19 protein-coding genes are annotated in these 20898 nt (G+C 58.6%); 8 read left to right on the plus strand and 11 right to left on the minus strand.

Annotation, left to right across the window (positions count from 1 at the left end; translation table 11 throughout):
- Window positions 1-24: 24 nt before the first annotated feature.
- From FIV03_RS01530 to FIV03_RS01540, 3 genes are all read right to left on the minus strand, one after another.
- Complete coding sequence (locus FIV03_RS01530; protein WP_152508441.1) at window positions 25-2193, minus strand: EAL domain-containing protein; 2169 nt, start codon at window positions 2191-2193, stop codon at window positions 25-27.
- Between the two features lie 386 nt (window positions 2194-2579).
- Window positions 2580-3209, minus strand: coding sequence for a CoA transferase subunit B (locus FIV03_RS01535; RefSeq protein ID WP_023002181.1), 630 nt, complete (start codon window positions 3207-3209; stop codon window positions 2580-2582).
- Between the two features lie 13 nt (window positions 3210-3222).
- Window positions 3223-3918: a CoA transferase subunit A gene (locus FIV03_RS01540; protein WP_023002182.1), complete on the minus strand. Its 696-nt coding sequence runs from the start codon at window positions 3916-3918 to the stop codon at window positions 3223-3225.
- Between the two features lie 297 nt (window positions 3919-4215).
- Between FIV03_RS01540 and FIV03_RS01545 the strand changes: the two genes are divergently transcribed.
- Window positions 4216-4461, plus strand: a complete 246-nt coding sequence (locus FIV03_RS01545) for a DUF6460 domain-containing protein (RefSeq protein ID WP_006940008.1) — start codon at window positions 4216-4218, stop codon at window positions 4459-4461.
- 10 nt (window positions 4462-4471) lie between these two features.
- Here FIV03_RS01545 and FIV03_RS01550 read toward each other — a convergent pair whose 3' ends face one another.
- The 7 genes from FIV03_RS01550 to FIV03_RS01580 all read right to left on the minus strand — a co-directional run bounded on the left by FIV03_RS01550 (window position 4472) and on the right by FIV03_RS01580 (window position 12558).
- Window positions 4472-5617, minus strand: a complete 1146-nt coding sequence (locus tag FIV03_RS01550) for a GNAT family N-acetyltransferase (RefSeq protein ID WP_173013746.1) — start codon at window positions 5615-5617, stop codon at window positions 4472-4474.
- A 14-nt stretch (window positions 5618-5631) separates the two neighbouring features.
- Complete coding sequence (locus FIV03_RS01555; RefSeq protein ID WP_152508443.1) at window positions 5632-6786, minus strand: GNAT family N-acetyltransferase; 1155 nt, start codon at window positions 6784-6786, stop codon at window positions 5632-5634.
- 139 nt (window positions 6787-6925) lie between these two features.
- A complete protein-coding gene (locus FIV03_RS01560; protein WP_023002185.1) occupies window positions 6926-7750 on the minus strand; it encodes an ABC transporter permease subunit in 825 nt (274 codons plus the stop codon).
- Entirely contained in the window at window positions 7747-8676 is a 930-nt protein-coding gene (locus FIV03_RS01565; protein WP_152508444.1) for an ABC transporter permease subunit, read from the minus strand. The genes FIV03_RS01560 and FIV03_RS01565 overlap by 4 nt, the downstream gene beginning before the upstream one ends.
- Window positions 8677-8685: 9 nt before the next feature.
- Window positions 8686-9843, minus strand: a complete 1158-nt coding sequence (locus tag FIV03_RS01570; protein WP_152508445.1) for an ABC transporter ATP-binding protein — start codon at window positions 9841-9843, stop codon at window positions 8686-8688.
- A gap of 81 nt (window positions 9844-9924) precedes the next feature.
- On the minus strand, window positions 9925-11019 hold the full coding sequence (locus FIV03_RS01575) for a polyamine ABC transporter substrate-binding protein (protein ID WP_031269801.1): 1095 nt from the start codon (window positions 11017-11019) through the stop codon (window positions 9925-9927).
- A 150-nt stretch (window positions 11020-11169) separates the two neighbouring features.
- Window positions 11170-12558, minus strand: a complete 1389-nt coding sequence (locus FIV03_RS01580; RefSeq protein ID WP_152508446.1) for a glutamine synthetase family protein — start codon at window positions 12556-12558, stop codon at window positions 11170-11172.
- 200 nt (window positions 12559-12758) lie between these two features.
- Between FIV03_RS01580 and FIV03_RS01585 the strand changes: the two genes are divergently transcribed.
- The 7 genes from FIV03_RS01585 to FIV03_RS01615 all read left to right on the plus strand — a co-directional run bounded on the left by FIV03_RS01585 (window position 12759) and on the right by FIV03_RS01615 (window position 19885).
- Window positions 12759-13436, plus strand: coding sequence for a GntR family transcriptional regulator (locus tag FIV03_RS01585; protein WP_152511782.1), 678 nt, complete (start codon window positions 12759-12761; stop codon window positions 13434-13436).
- Between the two features lie 152 nt (window positions 13437-13588).
- Window positions 13589-14995, plus strand: a complete 1407-nt coding sequence (locus FIV03_RS01590; RefSeq protein WP_031269805.1) for a glutamine synthetase family protein — start codon at window positions 13589-13591, stop codon at window positions 14993-14995.
- A 31-nt stretch (window positions 14996-15026) separates the two neighbouring features.
- The gene (locus FIV03_RS01595) at window positions 15027-16421 is read left to right on the plus strand and encodes an aspartate aminotransferase family protein (RefSeq protein WP_152508447.1); all 1395 of its coding nucleotides are present in this window, start codon (window positions 15027-15029) and stop codon (window positions 16419-16421) included.
- Between the two features lie 184 nt (window positions 16422-16605).
- On the plus strand, window positions 16606-17589 hold the full coding sequence (gene mbfA, locus FIV03_RS01600) for an iron exporter MbfA (RefSeq protein ID WP_152508448.1): 984 nt from the start codon (window positions 16606-16608) through the stop codon (window positions 17587-17589).
- Window positions 17590-17756: 167 nt separating this feature from the next.
- Window positions 17757-18149, plus strand: coding sequence for a YciI family protein (locus FIV03_RS01605; protein WP_152508449.1), 393 nt, complete (start codon window positions 17757-17759; stop codon window positions 18147-18149).
- Window positions 18118-19362 (plus strand): RNA polymerase sigma factor, encoded by a 1245-nt coding sequence (locus tag FIV03_RS01610; protein WP_152508450.1) that lies wholly within the window; start codon window positions 18118-18120, stop codon window positions 19360-19362. Before FIV03_RS01605 ends, FIV03_RS01610 begins: the two co-directional genes overlap by 32 nt.
- A 139-nt stretch (window positions 19363-19501) precedes the next feature.
- Window positions 19502-19885 (plus strand): VOC family protein, encoded by a 384-nt coding sequence (locus FIV03_RS01615; RefSeq protein WP_152508451.1) that lies wholly within the window; start codon window positions 19502-19504, stop codon window positions 19883-19885.
- A gap of 210 nt (window positions 19886-20095) precedes the next feature.
- On the opposite strand, the gene FIV03_RS01620 is transcribed toward FIV03_RS01615, so the two are convergent.
- The gene (locus FIV03_RS01620; protein WP_173013747.1) at window positions 20096-20890 is read right to left on the minus strand and encodes a MipA/OmpV family protein; all 795 of its coding nucleotides are present in this window, start codon (window positions 20888-20890) and stop codon (window positions 20096-20098) included.
- Window positions 20891-20898 lie beyond the last annotated feature (8 nt).

Genomic DNA, 20898 nt, shown 5'->3' on the forward strand with positions numbered 1-20898 from the left:
GGTTCGTGGCAACGTCTAATTGCCTTACGCGGCGAACGTGCTGCCACCTTTCGGCTGTGCTCCGGCGGCCAGGCGCGGATGGTTGCCATCCATCAGAAATGCCTTCGACCAGGCTTCGAAATGTTCTGCCGGCATCGGCCGCGCGAACAGGAAACCTTGCGCAGTCGTGCAGCCGTTCTCAGCCAGGAAAGCGTGTTGTTCTTCCGTTTCGACGCCTTCGGCAACAACCTCGTAATTGAGGCTTTTCGCCATTGCCAGAATGGTCTGAACGATCGAGCGGCTGTGATGGTCATCGGCAAGACCACTGATGAAGCTTCGGTCGATCTTGAAGGTGTTGAACGGCAGACGCTGAAGATGCGCCAGACTTGAATAGCCGGTGCCGAAATCGTCTATCGCAAAGGTAATGCCGGCTTCCAGAAGCGGCTTTGCCGCCTCCGAGATTCGCTCCGGATCCCCCATGGCAACGGTCTCCGTCACCTCAAGCTGCAGCAGCTCGGCCGGAAAGCCCGTGATTTCCAGAATGTCGAGGACGCGGGCGGTGAAGCCCGGCTTTTCAAGCTGGCGAATGGAAACATTCACGGCCAGCGGCAGACGTTGACCATGATCGAGCCAGACCCGGCCCTGTCGGCAGGCCAGTTCCAGCACCCTGTCACCCAGGCGCGTGATCAGATCGCTTTCTTCGGCAACATCGATGAAACATCCCGGTGCCAACAGGCCACGTTCGGGATGGTCCCACCTGGCCAGCACTTCGGCACCAACCACTCTCAACGTGGTGCAATCGATCTTGGGCTGAAAGGCGATGGTGATCTCGTCCGCCAGAAGGGCCCGTTTCAGTTCCGCTTCCAGACGGATGCGTTCGTGTGAGCGGGAATCGCGCTCGATTTCGTTGAAGAAGCATGCACGGTTGCCGCCGGTTCGCTTGGCCGCATACATGGCAATGTCCGCGTTCTTCAGGATAGCGGTGTAATCCTCGCCGTCATCCGGATAGGTCGAGACGCCGATACTGGCCCCAACGGCCATTGTCAGACCGTTGATTTCCAGCGGTTGCTCGACGCATTGCACCAGTTGATCCGCGAGTGTGTAGACGTTGGACATGGGCTTTTCAGCCGGCAGGACGATGGCAAACTCATCGCCGCCAAGCCTGGCGACAAGTGGTGGAAATGCCGTCTTGCCTGCCGCAACCTTGTCCGAGGTGTTCAGCAAGCGCTGTAGCCGCGCTGCCACTTCCTTCAACAGTGCGTCGCCATGATCGTGTCCGTAGCTGTCATTCACCCGCTTGAAGCGATCAAGGTCAATAAACAGAACGGCCATCCGGACCGGCGTGCCGTCCGCAAGCTGCATGTTTGAATTGAAGTGCTGACGGAAGCTCTCCCGGTTCGGCAGCCGCGTGACCGGGTCCACAAAGGCAAGCTCGTGGATGCGGGCCATGTTGTTCCGAATGGTTCCGACCATATCGCGATAGGCGCGAGCGAGAACACCGATCTCGTCGGTTCGTTCAACCGGGAAAGGCGCGTCAAAATTGCCGGCACTAACCGTGTGGGCGGTCTGGGTCAGCGCCTTGATCGGCCGGACGAAATTTTCCGCAAAATGAAACGTCACCGGAACACAGAATATCAGGAGAACAAGGGTGATGACGATGTTCCGTCCCCAGATGGCGAACAGCATGCCGTTGGCCTGAAGCCGTTTGACCGACACCAGCGCAACACCGAGAACCGGACTGTCTGCCGTCTCGCGCACCGGCAAGGCTATTTCGATCCTGTCTCCGGTCTGGCGGATCTGATCGAGACCGGTTTGCAGGGACAGCGTGATCAGCGGATGCTGGTCCATTTCGTCGAAGTAGCTTGTGTCCGGATCGCTGTCGATAGTGACCGCACGCGCAGGATCGTGAACCTGCGCCAGTTCGACCACGCCGCTGCCAGCAATGCTTTCCAGTTCCTGTTCAAGGATCAGATAGTGGTGGTTGGTCAGATGCGGTACGGCCAGTCGGCTGACGGTCGCCCCGATGGCTCGCGCGTCCGAAACCACCCTTTGCTCCTCGTCCCGCAGGTCCAGGTAGCTCGCCACCATGATCATCACGACCGAAAGCGCCAGAAACAGGCCGGCCACCAGCAAGACAAAGCGGGTGCGCAGGCTGGGCAGCCAGGTCGACAGGACTTTTATCAGCTTTGAGACAGCCCTATGCGTTCCAGGCACGCCAAACACCCCTTGCGAATACCTGAACACCATACAGAACAAGTCTTGAAGGTGGATTGAAGAAGGTAAATGCCGGTGACCAGATCGCGTAAACACTGATCTGTTCTTTAGCCGGGAAATCGACTTTCCCGGCTTTTAAAGGATAACGGGTTATCTATGCTTGATTTATGCGGGTTAATCGCAGATCGATCTATTAACGAATTTGGAAATTTCCTCGGCAATTCTACGAATTGGTTCCAATTCGGGACAAATTGCGCCTGCGACACGTTCAAACAGTCTGTTTTTATTGAAAAAATCGATGATCTGGCTGGATTGACCACGAAAAAAGGTGCCTGCGGGACCGCAGACACCTTGATTTAAAACGACGCCGAAGCGCGCATCCTGCCTTATGACTGAAGCGTAGCCTGGGTCTTTTCCTTGACCTCGTCCAGCGTTACGCCGTCAGCGAGTTCAACCACCTTCAGGCCGCCTTCGACAACATCGAAGACACCGAAATTGGTGATCACGCGATCAACGCATTTCACGCCCGTAAGCGGTAGCGAGCATTCTTTCAGAAGCTTGGGATCGCCAGCCTTGGAGGTGTGATCCATGATCACCACCACGCGCTTGACGCCGGCGACGAGATCCATCGCGCCGCCCATGCCCTTGACCATCTTGCCCGGGATCATCCAGTTGGCAAGATCGCCGCCCTCGGACACTTCCATAGCACCCAGGATCGACAGGTCGATATGACCGCCGCGGATCATGCCGAAGCTGTCGGCAGACGAGAAGTAGCTGGTCTGCGGCAATTCGGTGATGGTCTGCTTGCCGGCGTTGATGAGGTCTGCATCAACCTCGTCGTCAGTCGGGAACGGGCCCATGCCGAGCATGCCGTTTTCCGACTGGAGAGTCACATGGACACCTTCCGGAATGTAGTTGGATACCAGCGTCGGAATGCCGATGCCCAGGTTCACATAGAAGCCGTCTTCCAGTTCCTGCGCGGCACGCTTTGCCATGTCATCACGAGTCCAGGCCATGATGTTTTCTCCCTCAGGCTGCGCGCGTGGTGCGCTTTTCGATACGTTTTTCGTGGCTGCCGACGATGATACGGTCGACGAAGATGCCGGCGGTGTGGATGTTGTCCGGATCGAGTTCACCGATCTCGACAATCTCCTCGACTTCCACGACACAGGTCTTGCCGGCGGTTGCCATCATCGGATTGAAGTTACGCGCGGTCTTGCGGTAGATCAGGTTGCCTTCCTTGTCGGCCTTCCAGGCCTTGACCAGCGACACATCGGCCACGAGGCCGGTTTCCATGATGTAGGTCTCGCCGTTGAAGTCCTTGTGCTCCTTGCCTTCGGCAATCAGCGTACCGACGCCGGTCTTGGTGTAGAAGCCCGGAATGCCCGCGCCACCTGCGCGAATGCGTTCGGCCAGCGTGCCCTGAGGGTTGAATTCAAGCTCAAGCTCGCCGTTCAGGTACTGCTTTTCAAAGGTCGCGTTTTCACCCACGTAGGACGAAACCATCTTCTTGATCTGGCGGGTTTGCAGCAGAAGACCGAGGCCAAAGTCATCGACACCGGCATTGTTGGAAATGGCCGTAATGTCCTTGGCTCCGGAATCCCGGAGCGCCACGATCAGATTTTCCGGAATGCCGCAGAGGCCGAACCCGCCGGCCATCACCGTCATGCCGTCAAAGGTCAGCCCCTCGAGGGCGGCCTTTGCGTCCGGATAAATTTTGTTCATGTTTCACTCCCGTTTAAGACCGCTACATGCGTGAGGCGCACATTCGCCGCTTGGTTCGACCGGGTCAAGAGCTCTTTCCCGCGTTGCAGCGAAAAACATGAATGGCCCGTCACTTAATCGATTTGCGTCGCTTTGCCGACGCCAAACTGCCGTTGCAGCGCGGTTTTGGGCGGTTTCCGGAAAGTTGTTTATGGTTTGTAAATCCTTAACGGCAAGAATTGGGCATCGTTCCCGGAGCGTTACCGCCACTCTCCAGCGCACCGGATACCTTGAGCCTACTGAGAGACACTACGCACCGTGTTCCCGTTTCTGTCGACATTCTTCAAGATCGCGGTCATCTCGCTGCTCGTCGGCGCGGGTCTTTCCTTCGTGAACATCACAGCGCAGGACATTCTGGGCTCCGTCGGCATGAGCCCTCTGGAGCTCTGGATCTATCTGCTGGAGTTTCGGGACTGGGCCATTCCCAACATGATCCTGGGCGCCTTCATCGTCGTGCCGATCTGGCTGGTCATCTACCTGATCCGGCCACCGCGAGCGGGATGACATTTCCCGATCAGGCTGTCTGAGCGGTTTTCCGATGTTTCCAGCGATCAACGGTTTCCTGGAAGCTCCGTTTTGCCTTCAGGGCAGTGATCGCCGCGTGGCCTTTGACCGTAAGCGGCAAAAGCAGGCGTCGTGTCGACTGTTCCGTAGCGCCGAACCTGCTTTTGTAACCCTGGTGACCCGTACCGAAACCATAGACCCGAATGTTATTGTCCCGCGCCCAGTAGATCGATTGAACCAGTGCCACCATGCCAGGTGAAAACCGGTGCCATTGCTCCGCCCCGATCGAAATCAAGATAAGGGTGGCGTAGCCATCTTCCACCAACATCGCTACCACGGCGATGGCGTCGTGACCGGACCTTAGCGCCAGAACCTTCAGGGGATTTTCCTGCCCTGCTTGGGCCGCCAGGGCGCGATAGAAGTTTTCCCGGTTATCCTGTTTCATGGAATTGGCGCGGCCGAGAGCTTTGAAACGCTCCTCCTTGGAGACGATCAGAGCTTCGAGAATTTTCACACGCTCTTCAGGGGTCGTTGCTTCGACCAACTGAACGTCTTCGCTTTGAAGCTTGCGAAGGTTGACCCTTGCCTTCTTGTAGATACTTATCCCGGATTTGGCCCCGGCCGCGAGCAGGGCGTCAGTTTCCAGAAAAAGGCTGCTGCTTTCCGCGCTCGCATTTGGATGCACAAAGAAGGGATTATGAGCGCTGCCTATCGATACGTGCAGTTTCTTGATGTCGACCACATCGGCATCCGGGATGGCCTCGATCATGGCGGAGATGACCGCCTGCACCGTTTCATCGCCTTCGCTTGCGAGCGCCTCGCTCAATACCGGGCCGTTCTGGTCTGCCACGCCGAGGTCGGGAGTGGATGCGATGCGAACCGGACCTTTCCTGAAAAGGATCAACGGCAGCAATGCAATCGGGTCTTCCAGGCCGGCGCGATAAGCGGCAAGCACCCCGAAAGTGTCGCAGGCAGCAGGTGCCATTTCCTGAAAAAAGCACTCGACGAACCGCGGTGCCTGAAAAGCCGAACATATGGCTCCGCCGGGTAGTGAAGCCCAAAGCGAGCGCAAAAGGTCCGCGCCGGGCTTCTCATGCCAGACAACATGAAGCTTCTGCCCAGCCACCTGCCCGCGGAAGGTTTCCTTTCCTGCCACGACCGACATCTCCGTCACGTATCGACCCCATTCCTGCGCAACGCGATCTGTAGCATATCCTGAGCGGCACGATGCGCTTCACGGGCACCGACAAAGAGCCGTCCACGCGTGCTGAGTGGCATAAGAAGACGTCGGGAAGGTTGCTCGACCCCACCGAACCGCTGCTTGTATTCCTGTTGTCCTGTGCCGAAGCTGAACCAGCGAACACCGGTTTGCGCAGCGTGCTGTATCGCCTTGGCAAACAACACCATGCCCGGCGAAAAGGCATGCCACCTCGGATCCCCGATGGACACCAGCACGGCGGTCGCCTGGGAACCAGACATCATCAACACCATGGCCGCAACGGTCTCTTCTGCGCACTTCAGCGCGATGGCCCTGAAAGGCGAGGACGAAGCTTCCATCTGCGCAAGGCGGATGTAGAAGTCAGCACGATCTTCACGTTCCAGACTGTCCTTACGCCCGAGCTGTCGGAATCTGTTGCTGCGCTGCGCCGCAAGTGTCTTGAACAATTCAATTCGCTCTTCAGGCGTTTCAGCCTCAACCAGGCTGACACCTTCATTCACGAGCCTGCGAAATTTGGATCTGGTCTTCTTGTAGATGGACTTGCCGCACCAATTGTCCGATCCCTCTCCATCGCGAAGATCGAGGAGAAGGGAACTGTTCTGGGAAATGGTTTCCGGCATAAAGTTCAATGGGTTTTCCCGGGCGTCGATCCGGCCATGCAGTTTATGTATGTCGACGATATCCGCATCGTGGAGACGTTCAAAAAATGCCCGGATCATTGCAACCCGGCACTCTCTGGAAGCCCGGCATCCTGCACCAAGAACCGGTGCATTCTGATCGGCGAGACCAAAATCCGGCATGCCAATGACCCGGATTGGGCCACGCTGGAACCGCACCAGCGGCAACAGCATACAGGGAGTGGCATCCTCGCCTTGCTCCGCGAAAACGCCCACCGAGAAGCGGTAATCACCTGTCTTCAGTTTGGTTTCCTGCAAAGCTGCAAGAAACTCCGGCGTCTGAAACGGTGTCGACACGACGCCGCCCTTCAACGAAGACCAAAGACCGCTCATTTCCGAAAGCGTTGGAGCTTCGAGTTCACGAACCTTTATCCGGGAAATAGCGCTGCTTTCCAGAGCCAGTAGATGCTCTGTTTCCCGCAATGCCATCACTCGCAATACCCCAATAAAAACCACCGGCCCGGACACATCAATGAAGTGTACCGCCTGGCCGTAAAATAGGCATGGTTTTGTTAAAATTCAGTATTGCCTACAGAATATCACCGACTTCTGGAAGGTTCGGAAATCATCAACCTTCCGCGCCAAAGGCCGCCCTTTCGTCCCGCTCCTTTTGCGCCTGTTGCCGCTTGGTCGCAATGGAGGCGGCAATCACGCCCATGGTGACCAGAGCAACGAGAATGGTACAGACCGCATTGATTTCCGGTGTTACGCCAAGGCGCACCTGTGAGTAGATCTTCATTGGCAGCGTGGTGGCGCCTGGCCCCGTGGTGAAGCTGGCGATCACCAGGTCGTCCAGAGACAAGGTGAAGGCCAGCATCCAGCCGGCAATGACCCCGGGAAGGATGATGGGCAAGGTGATCAGGAAGAAGGTTTTCACCGGCGGGCAGCCGAGGTCTTCTGCGGCTTCCTCGATCGACTTGTCGAAGCCGACCAGACGCGACTGGACGACAACGGCCACATAACAGCTGGCGAAGGTGGTGTGCGCCAGCATCACGGTCCAGAAACCACGCGTATAGTCCATGGCCACGAACAGCAGCAGCAGCGACAGGCCGAGGATCACTTCCGGCATCACAAGCGGCGCGAAGATCATGCCGGAAAACAGAGACCGGCCGACGAAGCGTCCGGACCGCACCAGCACAAGTGCAGCAATGGTGCCGATGATCGTTGCCAGTGTGGCCGACGCAAAGGCAACCCGCAGGGTCACCCAGGCCGCATCGAGCAACTGATCATTCTGCAGCAGCGACGCGTACCACTTGGTGGAGAACCCGCCCCAGACCGTCACCAGACGGCTCTCGTTGAAGGAGTAGATCACCAGCAGCACGATGGGCAGGTAAAGGAACGAAAAGCCTACCACCAGCGAGGTGATGTTGAACCAGGTCGGGCCGCGCGTCATCCGTCTCTCTCCGACATTTTCTGCTGCTGGTTCTGGAAGAGCACGATCGGAACCACCAGGATCAACAGAAGGATCACGGCAACCGCAGAAGACACCGGCCAGTCGCGGTTGTTGAAGAACTCGACCCAGAGCGTCTTGCCGATCATCAGGGTGTTGGACCCGCCAAGAAGATCCGGGATGACGAACTCACCGACGGCGGGAATGAACACCAGGAAACACCCCGCGATGACACCGGGCAGCGACAACGGCACGGTGATTTTCCAGAAGGCCTTCCAGGGTGGGCATCCAAGGTCTTCGGCGGCTTCCAAAAGGCTGCCGTCCAGCCGCTCCAGGCTGGCATAAAGCGGCAGAACCAGGAACGGCAGGTAGGAATAGACGATGCCGATAAAGACCGCGATGTTGGTATTCATGATCACCAGCGGTTCGTCGATGATGCCGAGCATCAGGAGAAGCTGGTTGAGCAGGCCTTCGTTTTTCAGGATGCCGATCCAGGCGTAGACGCGGATCAGGAAGCTGGTCCAGAACGGCAGGATCACCAGCATCAGCAGCGTCGGACGCAAGGATTGCGGACTGCGTGCCATGCCATAGGCGATCGGGTAGCCAATGATGAGCGTCAGAAGCGTTGAAATGGCCGCGATAACAACCGACGACAGATAGGATTTCCAGTAAAGGTCGTCTTCCGTCAGCCAGACATAGTTCTCGAAGGAGAATTCCGAGACGCTTTCCCAGATACCCTTCCAGCCTTCTGCCAGATCGAAGGTCGGCACATAGGGCGGAATGGCGACGGCCACCTGGGACAGGGAAATCTTGAAGACGATCAGGAACGGCGCCAGAAAAAAGATCAGCAGCCAGATATATGGCACCGAAATCAGCAGCCAGCCGCCGAGCGTCCGTTTGGGTTGAGCGGGAACGTGTACGTCGGACATCGTTTCCTCCTACCCTTTTAGAATGACGCCGGCGTCCCGGTCGAAGGACATGACGACCTCGTCATCCCAGGTAATCGGGTTTTCGACCATGCGCGACACATTGGCGAAGGTCGCCCGCAGCGTATCGCCGTCGTCGTCGCCGACTTTCGAGTGGATGATCGACATGTCCCCCAGGTAGGCGATGTCCCAGACAACGCCGTCGATCCGGTTGGGGACGCCCTTCTCGCGGCGCCCCTGGGCAATGCGGACCTTTTCCGGACGAATGGCATACCAGACCCGATCGCCGACGGCGGCATCGGTCACCTGATCACTTTCGATGGAGAAGTTGTCCGCGACCGAACGCAGCTTTGTACCGGCGTCCGATTTCTCGATGACATTTGCTTCGATCAGGTTGATGTCGCCGATGAAGTCGGCAACGAACTTGGAATTGGGCGCTTCGTAGATTTCGGCCGGGGTCGCAACCTGCACAAGTTCGCCCTTGTCCATGACGGCAATACGATCGGCCACTGTCATGGCTTCTTCCTGGTCGTGGGTCACGATCAGGAAGGTCATTTTCAGTTCTTCCTGAATGTTCATCAGCTCGAACTGGGTCTCCTCACGCAGCTTGCGGTCAAGCGCGCCGAGCGGTTCATCCAGCAGCAGCACCTTGGGGCGCTTGGCGAGCGAGCGAGCCAGCGCGACGCGCTGGCGCTGACCGCCGGAAAGCTGGTGCGGACGACGTTTGGCGAATTGTTCCAGCTTGGTCAGCCGCAACATTTCGGACACGCGCGCATCGACTTCCGAGGCCGGCAACTTGTCCTGCTTCAAACCGAAGGCAATGTTCTTCTCGACGCTCATGTGCGGAAACAGCGCGTAGGACTGGAACATCATGTTGGAGGGACGCTTGAAGGGCGGAATTCCCGCCAGGTCCTGGCCATCCAGAAAAATCTGCCCGGAAGTCGGCGTCTCGAAACCCGCCAGCATGCGCATCAAGGTGGTCTTGCCACAGCCCGAGCCACCAAGCAGCGCGAAAAACTCGCGCTCGTAGATTTTCAGGGACAGGTCTTTGACCGCGGTGAAATCACCGAACTTCTTTGTGACATTCCGGAATTCGATAAACGGTGCCTTGTCCGGATCGTCCCACGGGCTGTAGGCCCGACGCACCGGTCCAATCGATTTCTTCGCCAAAACAATCTCCCACCCCTAAGAGACCTTCCCAAGACTAAATCGCCGGACCCTTGGAAAGGGCCCGGCGGTGTTCGTGTTCGCTTACTGGCCGCTCTTGACCGAGGTCCAGGTGCGGGTCACGACCCGGTTCACCTTCGGAGGATAGGGGGTGACGGTGTAGAGGTTCTTCACCGCTTCCTCGGTCGGGTAGATCGCCGGATCACCGATCACGTCCTCGTTGAGGAATTCCTGCGACGCCTTGTTGCCGTTGGCGTAGTAGACGACGTTGGAAGCCTTCGCCATCACTTCAGGACGCATGATGTAGTTCAGGAACTCGTGCGCCTCTTCCTTGTGCGGAGCATCGGCCGGGATCGCCATCTGGTCGAACCACATCAGCGCGCCCTCTTTCGGGATCGAATATTCGACGGTCACACCGTTGTCGGCTTCCGCCGCACGGTCGCGCGCCTGCAGAACGTCACCGGACCAGCCAACCGCAAGGCAGATATCGCCATTGGCAAGAGCGTTGATGTATTCGGAAGAATGGAACTTCTGGATGTACGGGCGAACCGACATCAGGAGCTCACCGGCCTTTTCGATTTCCGCCGGGTCCTTGCTGTCCGGATCGAGACCCAGATAGTTGAGGGCTGCCGGGATCAGTTCGGTCGGAGCGTCCAGGATAAACACGCCGCAATCCTTCAGCTTCTCGATGTTCTCCTTCTTGAACAGGAGATCCCAGCTGTCCACCGGCGGGTTGTCGCCGAGCGCGGCCTTCACCTTGTCGACATTGTAGCCGAAACCGGTGGTGCCCCACATGTAGTTGATCGAGTGCTTGTTGCCCGGATCATACTTGTCGACGCGTGCCTCGATGTCCTTCCACATGTTGGACAGGTTGGTCAGCTTGGACTTGTCGAGTTCAGAGAAAACACCGGCCTGAATCTGGCGAGCCAGGAAGGTTCCGGTCGGGACGACGACATCGTAGCCGGTACCGCCTGCCAGAAGCTTGGTTTCCAGCACTTCGTTGCTGTCGAACACGTCGTAGACAACCTTGATGCCGGTTTCCTTGGTGAAGTCTTCCAGGATGGTCTCGTCGATGTAGTCGGACCAGTTGTAGACATTCACGACCTTGTCCTGGGCGAATGCGGCACCGCTCATCAGGCTGAGAACGGCGACCCCGGTCAACATGGATTTAAACGTCATTTGAGAACTCCCCTCAGAGTTTTGTCAGTGGCCCTTTGATGGCCTAGTGCCTGAATGCAAATGGACATTTGCGCTGTTTGCGTCTTGTCTGTCCCGCAGATTGGCTATGGCGCCGGTTTTTGTCCAGCGTCGATTTTGGGCAGCAGCCGATCACAAATACGTCTGTCGCTCAAGCGACGAGATCTCCCGCCCAAATTCGTTCAGTTCCTCCCGTTTGATCTCGGTAAGTACCTTGTGCATTTCCTTTCCGACTGCCTGTTTCATCAGCTTGGAGGCTTCAAAAGCATCAATGGCTTCGTCCATCCAGGGGGTCAGTCGCTTCTTGCGTTTCTCGTAGGCATTGCCGGTCACGGGCGCAGGCGGATCCTTTTTCAGCCTGAGGCCTTCCATCATGCCGGCGAGAATGCCTGTCAGCACAAGATAGGGGTTGGCGTCGGCACCTGCGATCCGGTGCTCGACACGCGCAGCTTCCGGTGTCGAGGCAGGAACGCGCAACGCCACGGAGCGGTTGTCGTAGCCCCAGCAGATGGAGGCTGGCGCATAGGAGCCAGGCTGCATCCGGCGGAAACCGTTGAAGGTGGAAATGAACAGCAACAGAGCTTCCGGCATGGTCTTCAAAAGACCGTTGATGGCATATCCCAGCCGGTCTGCGCCGGTTTCCGGATCCGCGAACAAATTGCCCTTATCGTCTTCCATGGACACGTGCACATGCATGCCGTTGCCGGGCCATTCCACAAAAGGCTTGGCCATGAAGGACGCCTTGAGCTCGTGCTTGCGCGCGACCCCCGCCACCAGGCGGCGCAGCATGACAACGTCATCGGCCGCCAGGAGCGGGTTGCGGCGATGGTGCAGGTTGAGTTCGAACTGGCCGGGCGCGGCTTCGGAAACCGCAGCGTCCGCCGGAATGCCCTGAACCTCGCAGGCCTTCCGCAGATCGTCCACCACCGGCAGCAAGGCCTCCAGGTCGGACAGCGCGTACATGTTCTGGCGGGCCGGGCCGAGATGGGTGGAGAACAGCGGCTTGGGCTGCTCCGTCCAGTCACCGTCACTTTCCTCGAACAGATAGAATTCCAACTCGAAGGCGCAGGTGGCGGTCACGCCGAATTCGTCCTTCAGCCGGTCGACCATGTTTTCCAGAACGTGGCGCGGGTCTGCCAGGAATGGATCGCCGTCCCGGTCGTACATGGACAAAAGCACCTGGGCGGTCTTGCGGTCGGTCCAGGGAACAAGCTTCAGCGTTTCGGGGATCGGCCAGCAGACACCGTCCTTGTCACCCGTTTCCAGATGCATGCCGGTGGCCTCGACCTCGCGGCCCCAGACATCCAGCCCGTAAAGCGAATAGGGAAAGGCCACGCCGCCCTCGAACACCTTTTCGAGCGCCTTGCCCGGCAGCCACTTGCCGCGCAGCACGCCGTTGGTATCGGGCAGAATGACCTCGAGCGTATCAAGATCGGGATGGGCGGCCATGAAGGCCTCGAAGTCCGTCTTCCAACCGGGCAGCGCCGGATGCTCGAGGATCTGGTGGGGAAGCTCGTTCATTTAGAGTTTTTACGCCCCTGCGTCTTGCTGGACTGAGCCGTCCGCACTCCTGCGGCAGCCGGCAGCTTTTGTTTGCGTCCTTTTCAAAAATGTGATCACTTTCGGAAAACCCTGTCAAGCGGGATCGCATAAATTGACCGTTTGACTTTTTCGGGAGGACGTCTTTGGCCCTTCGGCAATCCGCTTTGCAATCCGGCCCCGTGAAGGAGGCCAGCGGCCCCTCCACGTCCCGTGGCGCAACTCGTGGGCAGGTCGACAATGCCGTCCGGTCCGGGCTGCTTACAGGCCGGTTCATACCTGGAAAAGCCGTGACAATCCGGGGGCTTGCCGCGGAACTTGGCGTAAGCCCGATGCCAGTGCGCGAAGTGCTGCAACGGCTTGCGGCTGAAAACGCTCTCGAGGTGAAACCGAACGGCCGGGTACAGATACCCGACATGACCCCGGCCCGCTTCGACGAGGTGCTGAAAGCAAGACTTCTTCTGGAACCGGAACTGGCCGAACTGGCCCTGCCGCTCCTGACATCCAAGGATGCAAAGGACCTTCAATCGATCGATGACGACATCGACGAGCGGCTCACAAGTGGCGATGCAGAAGCCTACATGCGACTCAACCACGCCTTTCACTTTCGCATTTACAGAGCGTCCGGGTCCAAGGTTCTGCTGCCGCTGATCGACAGTCTCTGGCTGCAGTTCGCGCCATTCATGCGCACGGTTTACGGACGGGTCGGCACTGCAAGCCTTGAGGACCGTCACAAGGAAGCCATCCGCGCGATCGAAGATCAGGACGGCCCTGCACTGCGGGCCGCAATCGCGGCCGATATTGCCGACGGCATGGGGCTTCTCGGCAAGGAAATCCTGTCAAATGCATCAGGCGGTTGATCCTTTTTGAAAGCCATGTCATTTTGTGATCACAAAATGATTTCTCCGACCCGGGACAGCCCCATGCAGACAGGCACTTGATAACGCCCCTGTTTGCCGTCCAAATGGCCTTCCCTGCCCCGGCCAAAGTGCCAAAACCATTGGAGCTTCTTGTGACTGCTGAAACGCCTGCCAGCGAAAGCGAAAATCCGATCGACAGCCTGCGCGGCGTTCCGGATGTCGATGCGGCCCGTGACTGGCTCAACGCGCGCAACATCCAAGACATCGAATGCATCGTTCCGGACCTTGCCGGTGTTGCCCGCGGCAAGATGATGCCGACTGGCAAGTTTTTCTCCGGCCCGGTGATGACGATGCCTGCTTCGATCTTCGCGCAGACGATCTCGGGCGATTATCCGGACGACGACGACTGGTTTCAGCACAACCCCATCGACGGCGATCTCTATTTCAAGCCCGACTACAGCACCCTTACCACCGTGCCCTGGGAAAGCGACCCGACCGCGCAGCTGATCCACGACGCCGTCACCCGGCAGGGTGCACCGGTCGAGACCGCCCCGCGCAATGTTTTGAAGCGTGTTCTCAAACTCTACGAGGACAAGGGCTGGGAACCTGTCGTGGCGCCGGAAATCGAGTTTTACCTCGTCCGTCCGAACACGGATCCTGACTATCCGCTTGAGCCGCCGCGGGGCCGGTCCGGCCGTCCGGAAGTCGGCCGGCAGTCCTATTCGATCTCCGCACTGAACGAATTCGACGACCTGATCGACGACATCTACGACCTGTCGGAACAGCAGGGCCTCGAGATCGACACGATGATCCACGAGGAAGGCGCAGCGCAGATGGAAATCAACCTGCGCCATGGCCAACCGCTGGCCCTGGCCGACCAGGTGTTCCTGTTCAAGCGCACCATCCGAGAGGCCGCGCTTCGTCACGAGATGTATGCCACCTTCATGTCGAAGCCGATGTCGAACCAGCCCGGTTCGGCCATGCATATCCACCAGTCGGTGGTCGACAAGGAAACCGGCTTAAACATCTTCGCAGACGAAAACGGCGAGGAAACACAGGCGTTCCTGTCGTTTATCGCCGGTCACCAGCGGTTCCTCCCGCGGGTCACCTGCATCATGGCGCCTTTCGTCAATTCCTATCGCCGGTTCTCCAAGACCTCGACCGCACCGGTGAATGTCTACTGGGGCTACGACAACCGCACGGTGGGTCTGCGTGTGCCTTATTCCAACGCCCAGGCACGTCGTCTGGAAAACCGGGTGCCGGGGTCCGACGTCAACCCGTATCTCGCCATCGCCGCGAGCCTTGCCTGCGGGTACCTGGGAATGGTCCACGGGCTCAAGCCGGATTCCCCGAAATCCGACGACTGCTCGGAACGGTCCAAGTCCCTGCCGCGAGGTCTGCCAGAGGCGCTGGCCAAGTTCGAAAAGTCCGACGAGATGATCGAGGTATTCGGCGAACAGTTCGTCGCCACCTACCGGGCGATCAAATACGAGGAATTTGAAACCTTCATGTCCGTGATCAGCCCCTGGGAGCGGGAATACCTGCTGCTCAACGTCTGATCCCGTCTGTCACTATCCGGAGCGTTCGCCAATGACGGCCCATTCCAACATCTATCCGACCAAGGCCCTTCAGGAACTCGATGCCGCCCATCACTGGCATCCTTTTTCCGACATGAAGTCGCTGAACCAGGAAGGCAGCCGGGTGATCACCCATGCCGACGGTATCTGGCTGACGGATTCGGAAGGCAACCGGATCCTCGACGGCATGGCCGGTCTGTGGTGCGTGCAGGTTGGCCATGGCCGCAAGGAGATTGCGGATGCGGTCTACAAGCAGATGAACGAGCTGTCCTATTACAACACGTTCTTCAAGACGACCCATCCGCCTGCGATTGCCTTGTCTGAAAAGCTGGCGAAACTGGCACCCGATCACATCAACAGGGTGTTCTACTGCTCGTCCGGGTCCGAGGCCAACGACACCGTATTCCGCATGGTCCGCACCTATTGGGACAAGATGGGCAAACCGGACAAGAAGGTGATCATCGGTCGCTGGAACGGCTATCACGGCTCGACGCTCGCCGGCACCAGCCTCGGCGGCATGAAGGGCATGCACCAGCAGGGCGGCCTTCCGGTTCCGGGTGTGCATCACATCGACCAGCCCTACTGGTTCGGTGAAGGCCATGAAATGAGCCCGGAAGAGTTCGGCGTCTTCGCCGCGCGCAAACTGGAAGAAGCCATTGACGAAATCGGTGAGGACAAGGTTGCGGCCTTCATCGCCGAACCGATCCAGGGCGCTGGTGGTGTCATCATTCCGCCGGAGACCTATTGGCCGGAAATCCGCCGTATCCTCGACGAACGGGATATCCTCTTCGTTTCCGACGAGGTCATCTGCGGCTTTGGCCGTCTCGGCGAATGGTTCGGCTCGACCCACTACGGCATGAAGCCGGACCTGATGCCGATCGCCAAGGGCCTGACGTCCGGCTATCTGCCGATGGGCGGTGTCATGGTGTCCGATCGCGTGGCCGAAGGCCTGATGCTTTCGGGTGAAGAGTTCTACCACGGCTACACCTATTCCGGTCACCCGGCCTGCGCCGCGGCTGCACTCGCCAACCTGGAAATCATCGAGCGCGAAGGCCTGGTGGAACGCGTCAAGAACGATATCGGTCCCTATCTCAAGGAACGCTGGCTGAAGCTGGGCGATCACCCTCTGATCGGCGAAGCCCGCATGACCGGCCTAGTCGGGGCGCTGGAACTGGTGCCGGACAAGAAAAACCCGCATCGGCCGTTCAAGGACGTCGGCACGGCAGGCACCATCTGCCGAGACATTTCCTTCGGCAACGGCATGGTCATGCGCGCGGTGCGCGACAGCCTGATCATCTCGCCGCCGCTGGTCCTGACCCACGAGGAGGCGGATATTCTGGTGAAGACCGCCGAGAAAACCCTCGACGAGACCTATCAGGTCCTGAAGCGTGACGGCTGGATAGGCTGACATCGACAGCCGAACCGGTTGCGGGGACGATAAAACATGCGTCATCTTGGCATCGGTTCGGCTTCTCTTAATTTGCTAACATCCGAATATAACCTGATCGGTGATCGAATCGGCTCGGGGCCAGCATGCTGCCTTTCTGAAGGCGGTCCACCTGCAAAATGGTAATCCTGGGTGAGAGGCATTGATGTTCGGACGTGTTTTCAGACTGGGAAAGCGGGATTTCTCATCCCTTTCCGAACAGGAAATCCTGGCGCTTGCGATTTCCTCCGAGGAGGACGATGCCCGCATCTACAAGGCTTATGCCGACGGTTTGCGTGACCAGTATGCGCAATCGGCCAAAGTCTTCGACGACATGGCCGCAGAGGAAAACCAGCATCGGCGGAGACTGATCGAACAGCACCGGGCGCGGTTCGGCGAAACGATCCCTCTCATACGACGGGAACATGTGCGCGGCTATTACGACCGCAAGCCCGACTGGCTGGTGCGCCCCCTCGGACTTGAGAAAGTCCGTACCATGGCCGAGGAAATGGAGGCGCAGGCCTACCGCTTCTACACCGAAGCTGCCAAGCGCACCTCGGACGCAGGAACCCGCAAGCTACTGGGCGATCTTGCGGTTGCCGAGAAAGGCCACGAGAGTCTCGCCCAGCGCCTTGGAGCCAAACACACGCCCGACGACGTGCAGGAACAGGAGCGCCAGACCGAACGCCGGCAGTTCATCCTGACCTACGTCCAGCCGGGCCTTGCCGGTTTGATGGACGGCTCGGTATCAACGCTGGCCCCGATCTTTGCCGCCGCCTTCGCGACGCAGGATACCTGGCAGACCTTCTTGGTCGGCCTGTCGGCCTCCGTCGGGGCGGGCATATCCATGGGCTTTACGGAAGCTGCCCATGACGACGGCGTGCTCTCGGGACGCGGTTCGCCGCTGAAGCGCGGCCTCGCCTCGGGCATCATGACCGCCCTCGGCGGCCTTGGTCACGCCCTGCCCTATCTCATTCCAGAATTCTGGACAGCGACAACTGTCGCCGCATTCATCGTTTTCATCGAATTGTGGGCCATTGCCTGGATCCAGAACCGCTACATGGAAACACCGTTTCTGCGGGCAGCCTTCCAGGTTGTCCTCGGTGGTTCGCTGGTCTTTGCGGCAGGTGTTCTCATCGGCAACGCCTAGCAGATCACACGGATCGGAATTGCCCGGTTTAACGGCCGGCAACTCTGCCTTTCGGCAAGGCCATGTCCTGATCGCAGGCAAGTTTTCACTTTTTTTCGGTCGGCTGTCGGATAAGCTCGCGCCTGCACGTTCCTTGGGTATCAATCCAAGCAACCGGAGGGACCCACATGCTTTTTTCCGTTTTGATTTACGCCAGCGAAGATTTCATTGATGCTCTGCCACCGGAAGAGCTTGCCACCGTTTATCAGAAACACGGCGCCTTTCACGAACACACCAAGACAAACAACTCCTTCGCCGTTGCAACCAAGTTGATGTCGACGGGAACGTCGGTCACGATCAACAGGGACAAGGACGACTTTATTGTCACCGATGGTCCTTTTGCTGAAACGAAAGAGCAGTTCATGGGCTTTTATGTGATCGACTGTCCGACACTGGAGGACGCCATCGAGGCGGTGAAGATCCTGCCGCTGGATCATGGCCGCATCGAAATTCGTCCGGTGGAATTCTTCGAGGGAGCCGATTTCAAGAATGCCGAGCGCCTGGTTATCAGCGCATCTTAGGGCTGCCCGCCCGCGCGTCCTGGCAGCGCTCAACCGCGTCTTCGGCGACATCGACCTTGCCGAGGATGCTTTTCAGGACGCCTCGTTGAAGGCGCTCAAGGCGTGGTCACCCGACCGGATGCCGGCGGATCCGGTTGCCTGGCTGATTATAGCCGGACGCAATGCCGGTATCGATACGCTGCGGAAACGAAAAAAGGAAACCCTCACCGCACCGGATGATCTCGAGCCTCTTCCCGAAGGCCCGCACCCGGAAGACGAGCTGACCCAATCGCTGGATCATGCCGTCTACCGGGACGACATCCTGCGCCTACTGTTTACCTGCTGCCACCCGGTGCTGCGCCGGGACCAGCAGATTGCCCTTTCCCTAAAAATTGTCGCTGGTCTTTCTGTAGAGGAGATTGCCCGTGCATTTCTGGTACAGGCCAAGACCATGGAACAGCGCATCACGCGCGCAAAGAAACGGCTGCAGGCGGCCAAACTGAGCTATGAGGAGCCGGACAGAACAGCCCGTGCCGAGCGACTTTCCGCCGTAGCCAATGCCATCTATCTGATCTTCAACGAAGGCTATGCGGCTTCACAGGGCGAAGAACTGATCCGCGAGCCCCTGTGTGAGGAAGCGATCCGCCTGGCCCGCCTGATCGTTCGGCTGTTTCCCGAAGAACCGGAACTGCGCGGCTTGCTGGCCCTTTGCCTGATCCAGCATTCCCGCCGCAAGGCCCGGCTGAGCCGGAGCGGCAGCGCCATCACGCTGGAAGACCAGGACCGTTCGCTTTGGGACCGGAAACTGATCGCCGAAGGCAACATTCTGCTTGAGGCCGCCTTGCGCAAGGCGCGGCCCGGCCCCTTTCAGATCGAGGCCGCCATTGCCTCGACCCACACCCAGGCTGCGACCTACGCAACCACCGACTGGGTCGAGATCGACCGGCTCTACCGCGCCCTGGAACATATTCGGCCTTCACCGGTTGTCGCGCTCAACCGCGCCGTGGTCCAGGCAAAGCTGAACGGAGCACAGGCCGGCTTGTGCAGCCTGGAGCAACTGGCCGGCTCTCTGGAGCGCTACCCGAACTTTCATGTTGTCCGCGCTACCTTTCTGGAAGAACTGGGCCTGATCGAAGAGGCTCAGGCTGCTTACCGCAAAGCGCTGGAATTTGCGGGAACCGATGTCGACCGCGACCATATCCGCCGGAAGATGAAGGTTTCTGGCGGACAATAGGCCTGTTTCGAGCCTCGTCTTGTTCAGATCCGGTCAGACCAAAAAAATTTTCACCCCCTGTCGGGTCTGCCTGTCGCCCGTCGTCCTCTGATCACCTGGCACTGCCAGGCAATTGTTTTCAACACAGAGGATGAAAGACATGAGCACTCCGTCGCAAATACATGGCACGTTCAGCTGGATGGAACTTCACTGCGCTGACGGTGCCAAGGCGCAGGCCTTCTACTCCGACCTGCTCGGCTGGGGCACAAAAACCGTGGATGTGGGCGTAGGCCCCTACACCATGATCATGAACAATGAAAACATGATCGGCGGCTTCCCGTCCATGGAAACTGAAAGTCCCCGTTGGCTGCCGTATGTGACTGTCGACAGTGTCGATGCGCGTGTCGAAAAGGCCCGTGCGCTTGGTGCGACGATTGCAATGGAACCGATGAGCATTCCAAACGTCGGCCGCATGGCAACGATCGTCGACCCGCTCGGAGGCGTGATCGCGATGATCACATACGATGAGCCGACAGACGCGTGATTGCACCTGCCGCTTGAACCTTCAGCAGCCCCGGCCTTGTGCCGGGGCACGCCTGGTGGAATGCGGCCCGCAATTGCCTTTCAAAATCTGGCTGACAGAGCCGCTCATGATTACGTGACAGTTCTGACGCTGGCGCTCCTCGTGATCTTTCCGGGACAGGTGCCGGCACAGTTTGTCCGCGTCAGAACAGCTTTCCGTGCCGGCCGCCGATCAGAACTTGTACCAGAGAAACAGACCGCCATGGCCGTTGAGCGCCTCTCCCCGGTCTTCAACGATCGGGCTATCGGCCATACCGCCGAGAAGAACCGACCCGCCGACGAGGCCACCGACGCCCCAGTTTTCGGTTACGGCAAATCTTGAAGAGACATCCACGCTCACATCCCGGAAGCCGGCGTCGGCCTTGTATTCCTTGAGACCGCTTGCGGCCGCGCCTTTTGCGGTCACGGAATAGTAGGCGTCAGCATAGGTGCCGTCGACAAAGGTCGTGGAGACATCAAGGCCGATAGCCAGACGCTGGGTTGCGTTGATTTCGTAACCCAGGCTGAATGTGGCCGTTGTGCCGCTGTCGCCGATGACGTCATGGGCAATCTCGACACTGGCTCCAAGTGAATCGCGATCGAGCAGCAATCCGGCGTAGCCACCACCTGCCGTGGCACCAACCCAGAGCTCCTCGTCAACATCGGGAAGCTTGTCGACAACATTGTCGGACACATCCTTGCGGCCCGTGCCGTAACCAATAAGCGGCCCGGCGTAAAAGCTGTCGAAAGGCAGCACGTTGGCGGTCGCCGTCAAACCGTTGAACTTGACGAAATACGGCCCCTTCTGCACAGACGCGATGATGCCGGGAACGAAACCGTAGTCCTTGGAGCCCAGATATTCCGGACCGAAGAAGGGACCAGCGCCAACCAACACGCTCCAGTCCTTCTGTTCCTCCCCCATGGCAGGACATGCGACAAGCGCGAGACTTGCAAGGACGCTAGCCCGCACATAACACTTAGACGACATAAGACAAC

It is taken from the genome of Labrenzia sp. THAF187b, from assembly GCF_009363375.1.
GTDB classification, from domain to species: Bacteria; Pseudomonadota; Alphaproteobacteria; order Rhizobiales; family Stappiaceae; genus Roseibium; species Roseibium algicola.

Excerpts from the sequence above, each read along its gene's own strand:
- FIV03_RS01610 (WP_152508450.1), top strand. The coding sequence starts at position 18,118 with ATGCCGAGCGCCTGGTTATCAGCGCATCTTAGGGCTGCCCGCCCGCGC.
- FIV03_RS01620 (WP_173013747.1), bottom strand. The coding sequence starts at position 20,890 with ATGTCGTCTAAGTGTTATGTGCGGGCTAGCGTCCTTGCAAGTCTCGCG.
- FIV03_RS01615 (WP_152508451.1), top strand. The coding sequence starts at position 19,502 with ATGAGCACTCCGTCGCAAATACATGGCACGTTCAGCTGGATGGAACTT.
- FIV03_RS01605 (WP_152508449.1), top strand. The coding sequence starts at position 17,757 with ATGCTTTTTTCCGTTTTGATTTACGCCAGCGAAGATTTCATTGATGCT.
- FIV03_RS01560 (WP_023002185.1), bottom strand. The coding sequence starts at position 7,750 with ATGACGCGCGGCCCGACCTGGTTCAACATCACCTCGCTGGTGGTAGGC.
- FIV03_RS01565 (WP_152508444.1), bottom strand. The coding sequence starts at position 8,676 with ATGTCCGACGTACACGTTCCCGCTCAACCCAAACGGACGCTCGGCGGC.
- FIV03_RS01595 (WP_152508447.1), top strand. The coding sequence starts at position 15,027 with ATGACGGCCCATTCCAACATCTATCCGACCAAGGCCCTTCAGGAACTC.
- FIV03_RS01540 (WP_023002182.1), bottom strand. The coding sequence starts at position 3,918 with ATGAACAAAATTTATCCGGACGCAAAGGCCGCCCTCGAGGGGCTGACC.
- FIV03_RS01555 (WP_152508443.1), bottom strand. The coding sequence starts at position 6,786 with ATGGCATTGCGGGAAACAGAGCATCTACTGGCTCTGGAAAGCAGCGCT.
- FIV03_RS01575 (WP_031269801.1), bottom strand. The coding sequence starts at position 11,019 with ATGACGTTTAAATCCATGTTGACCGGGGTCGCCGTTCTCAGCCTGATG.
- mbfA (WP_152508448.1), top strand. The coding sequence starts at position 16,606 with ATGTTCGGACGTGTTTTCAGACTGGGAAAGCGGGATTTCTCATCCCTT.
- FIV03_RS01535 (WP_023002181.1), bottom strand. The coding sequence starts at position 3,209 with ATGGCCTGGACTCGTGATGACATGGCAAAGCGTGCCGCGCAGGAACTG.
- FIV03_RS01580 (WP_152508446.1), bottom strand. The coding sequence starts at position 12,558 with ATGAACGAGCTTCCCCACCAGATCCTCGAGCATCCGGCGCTGCCCGGT.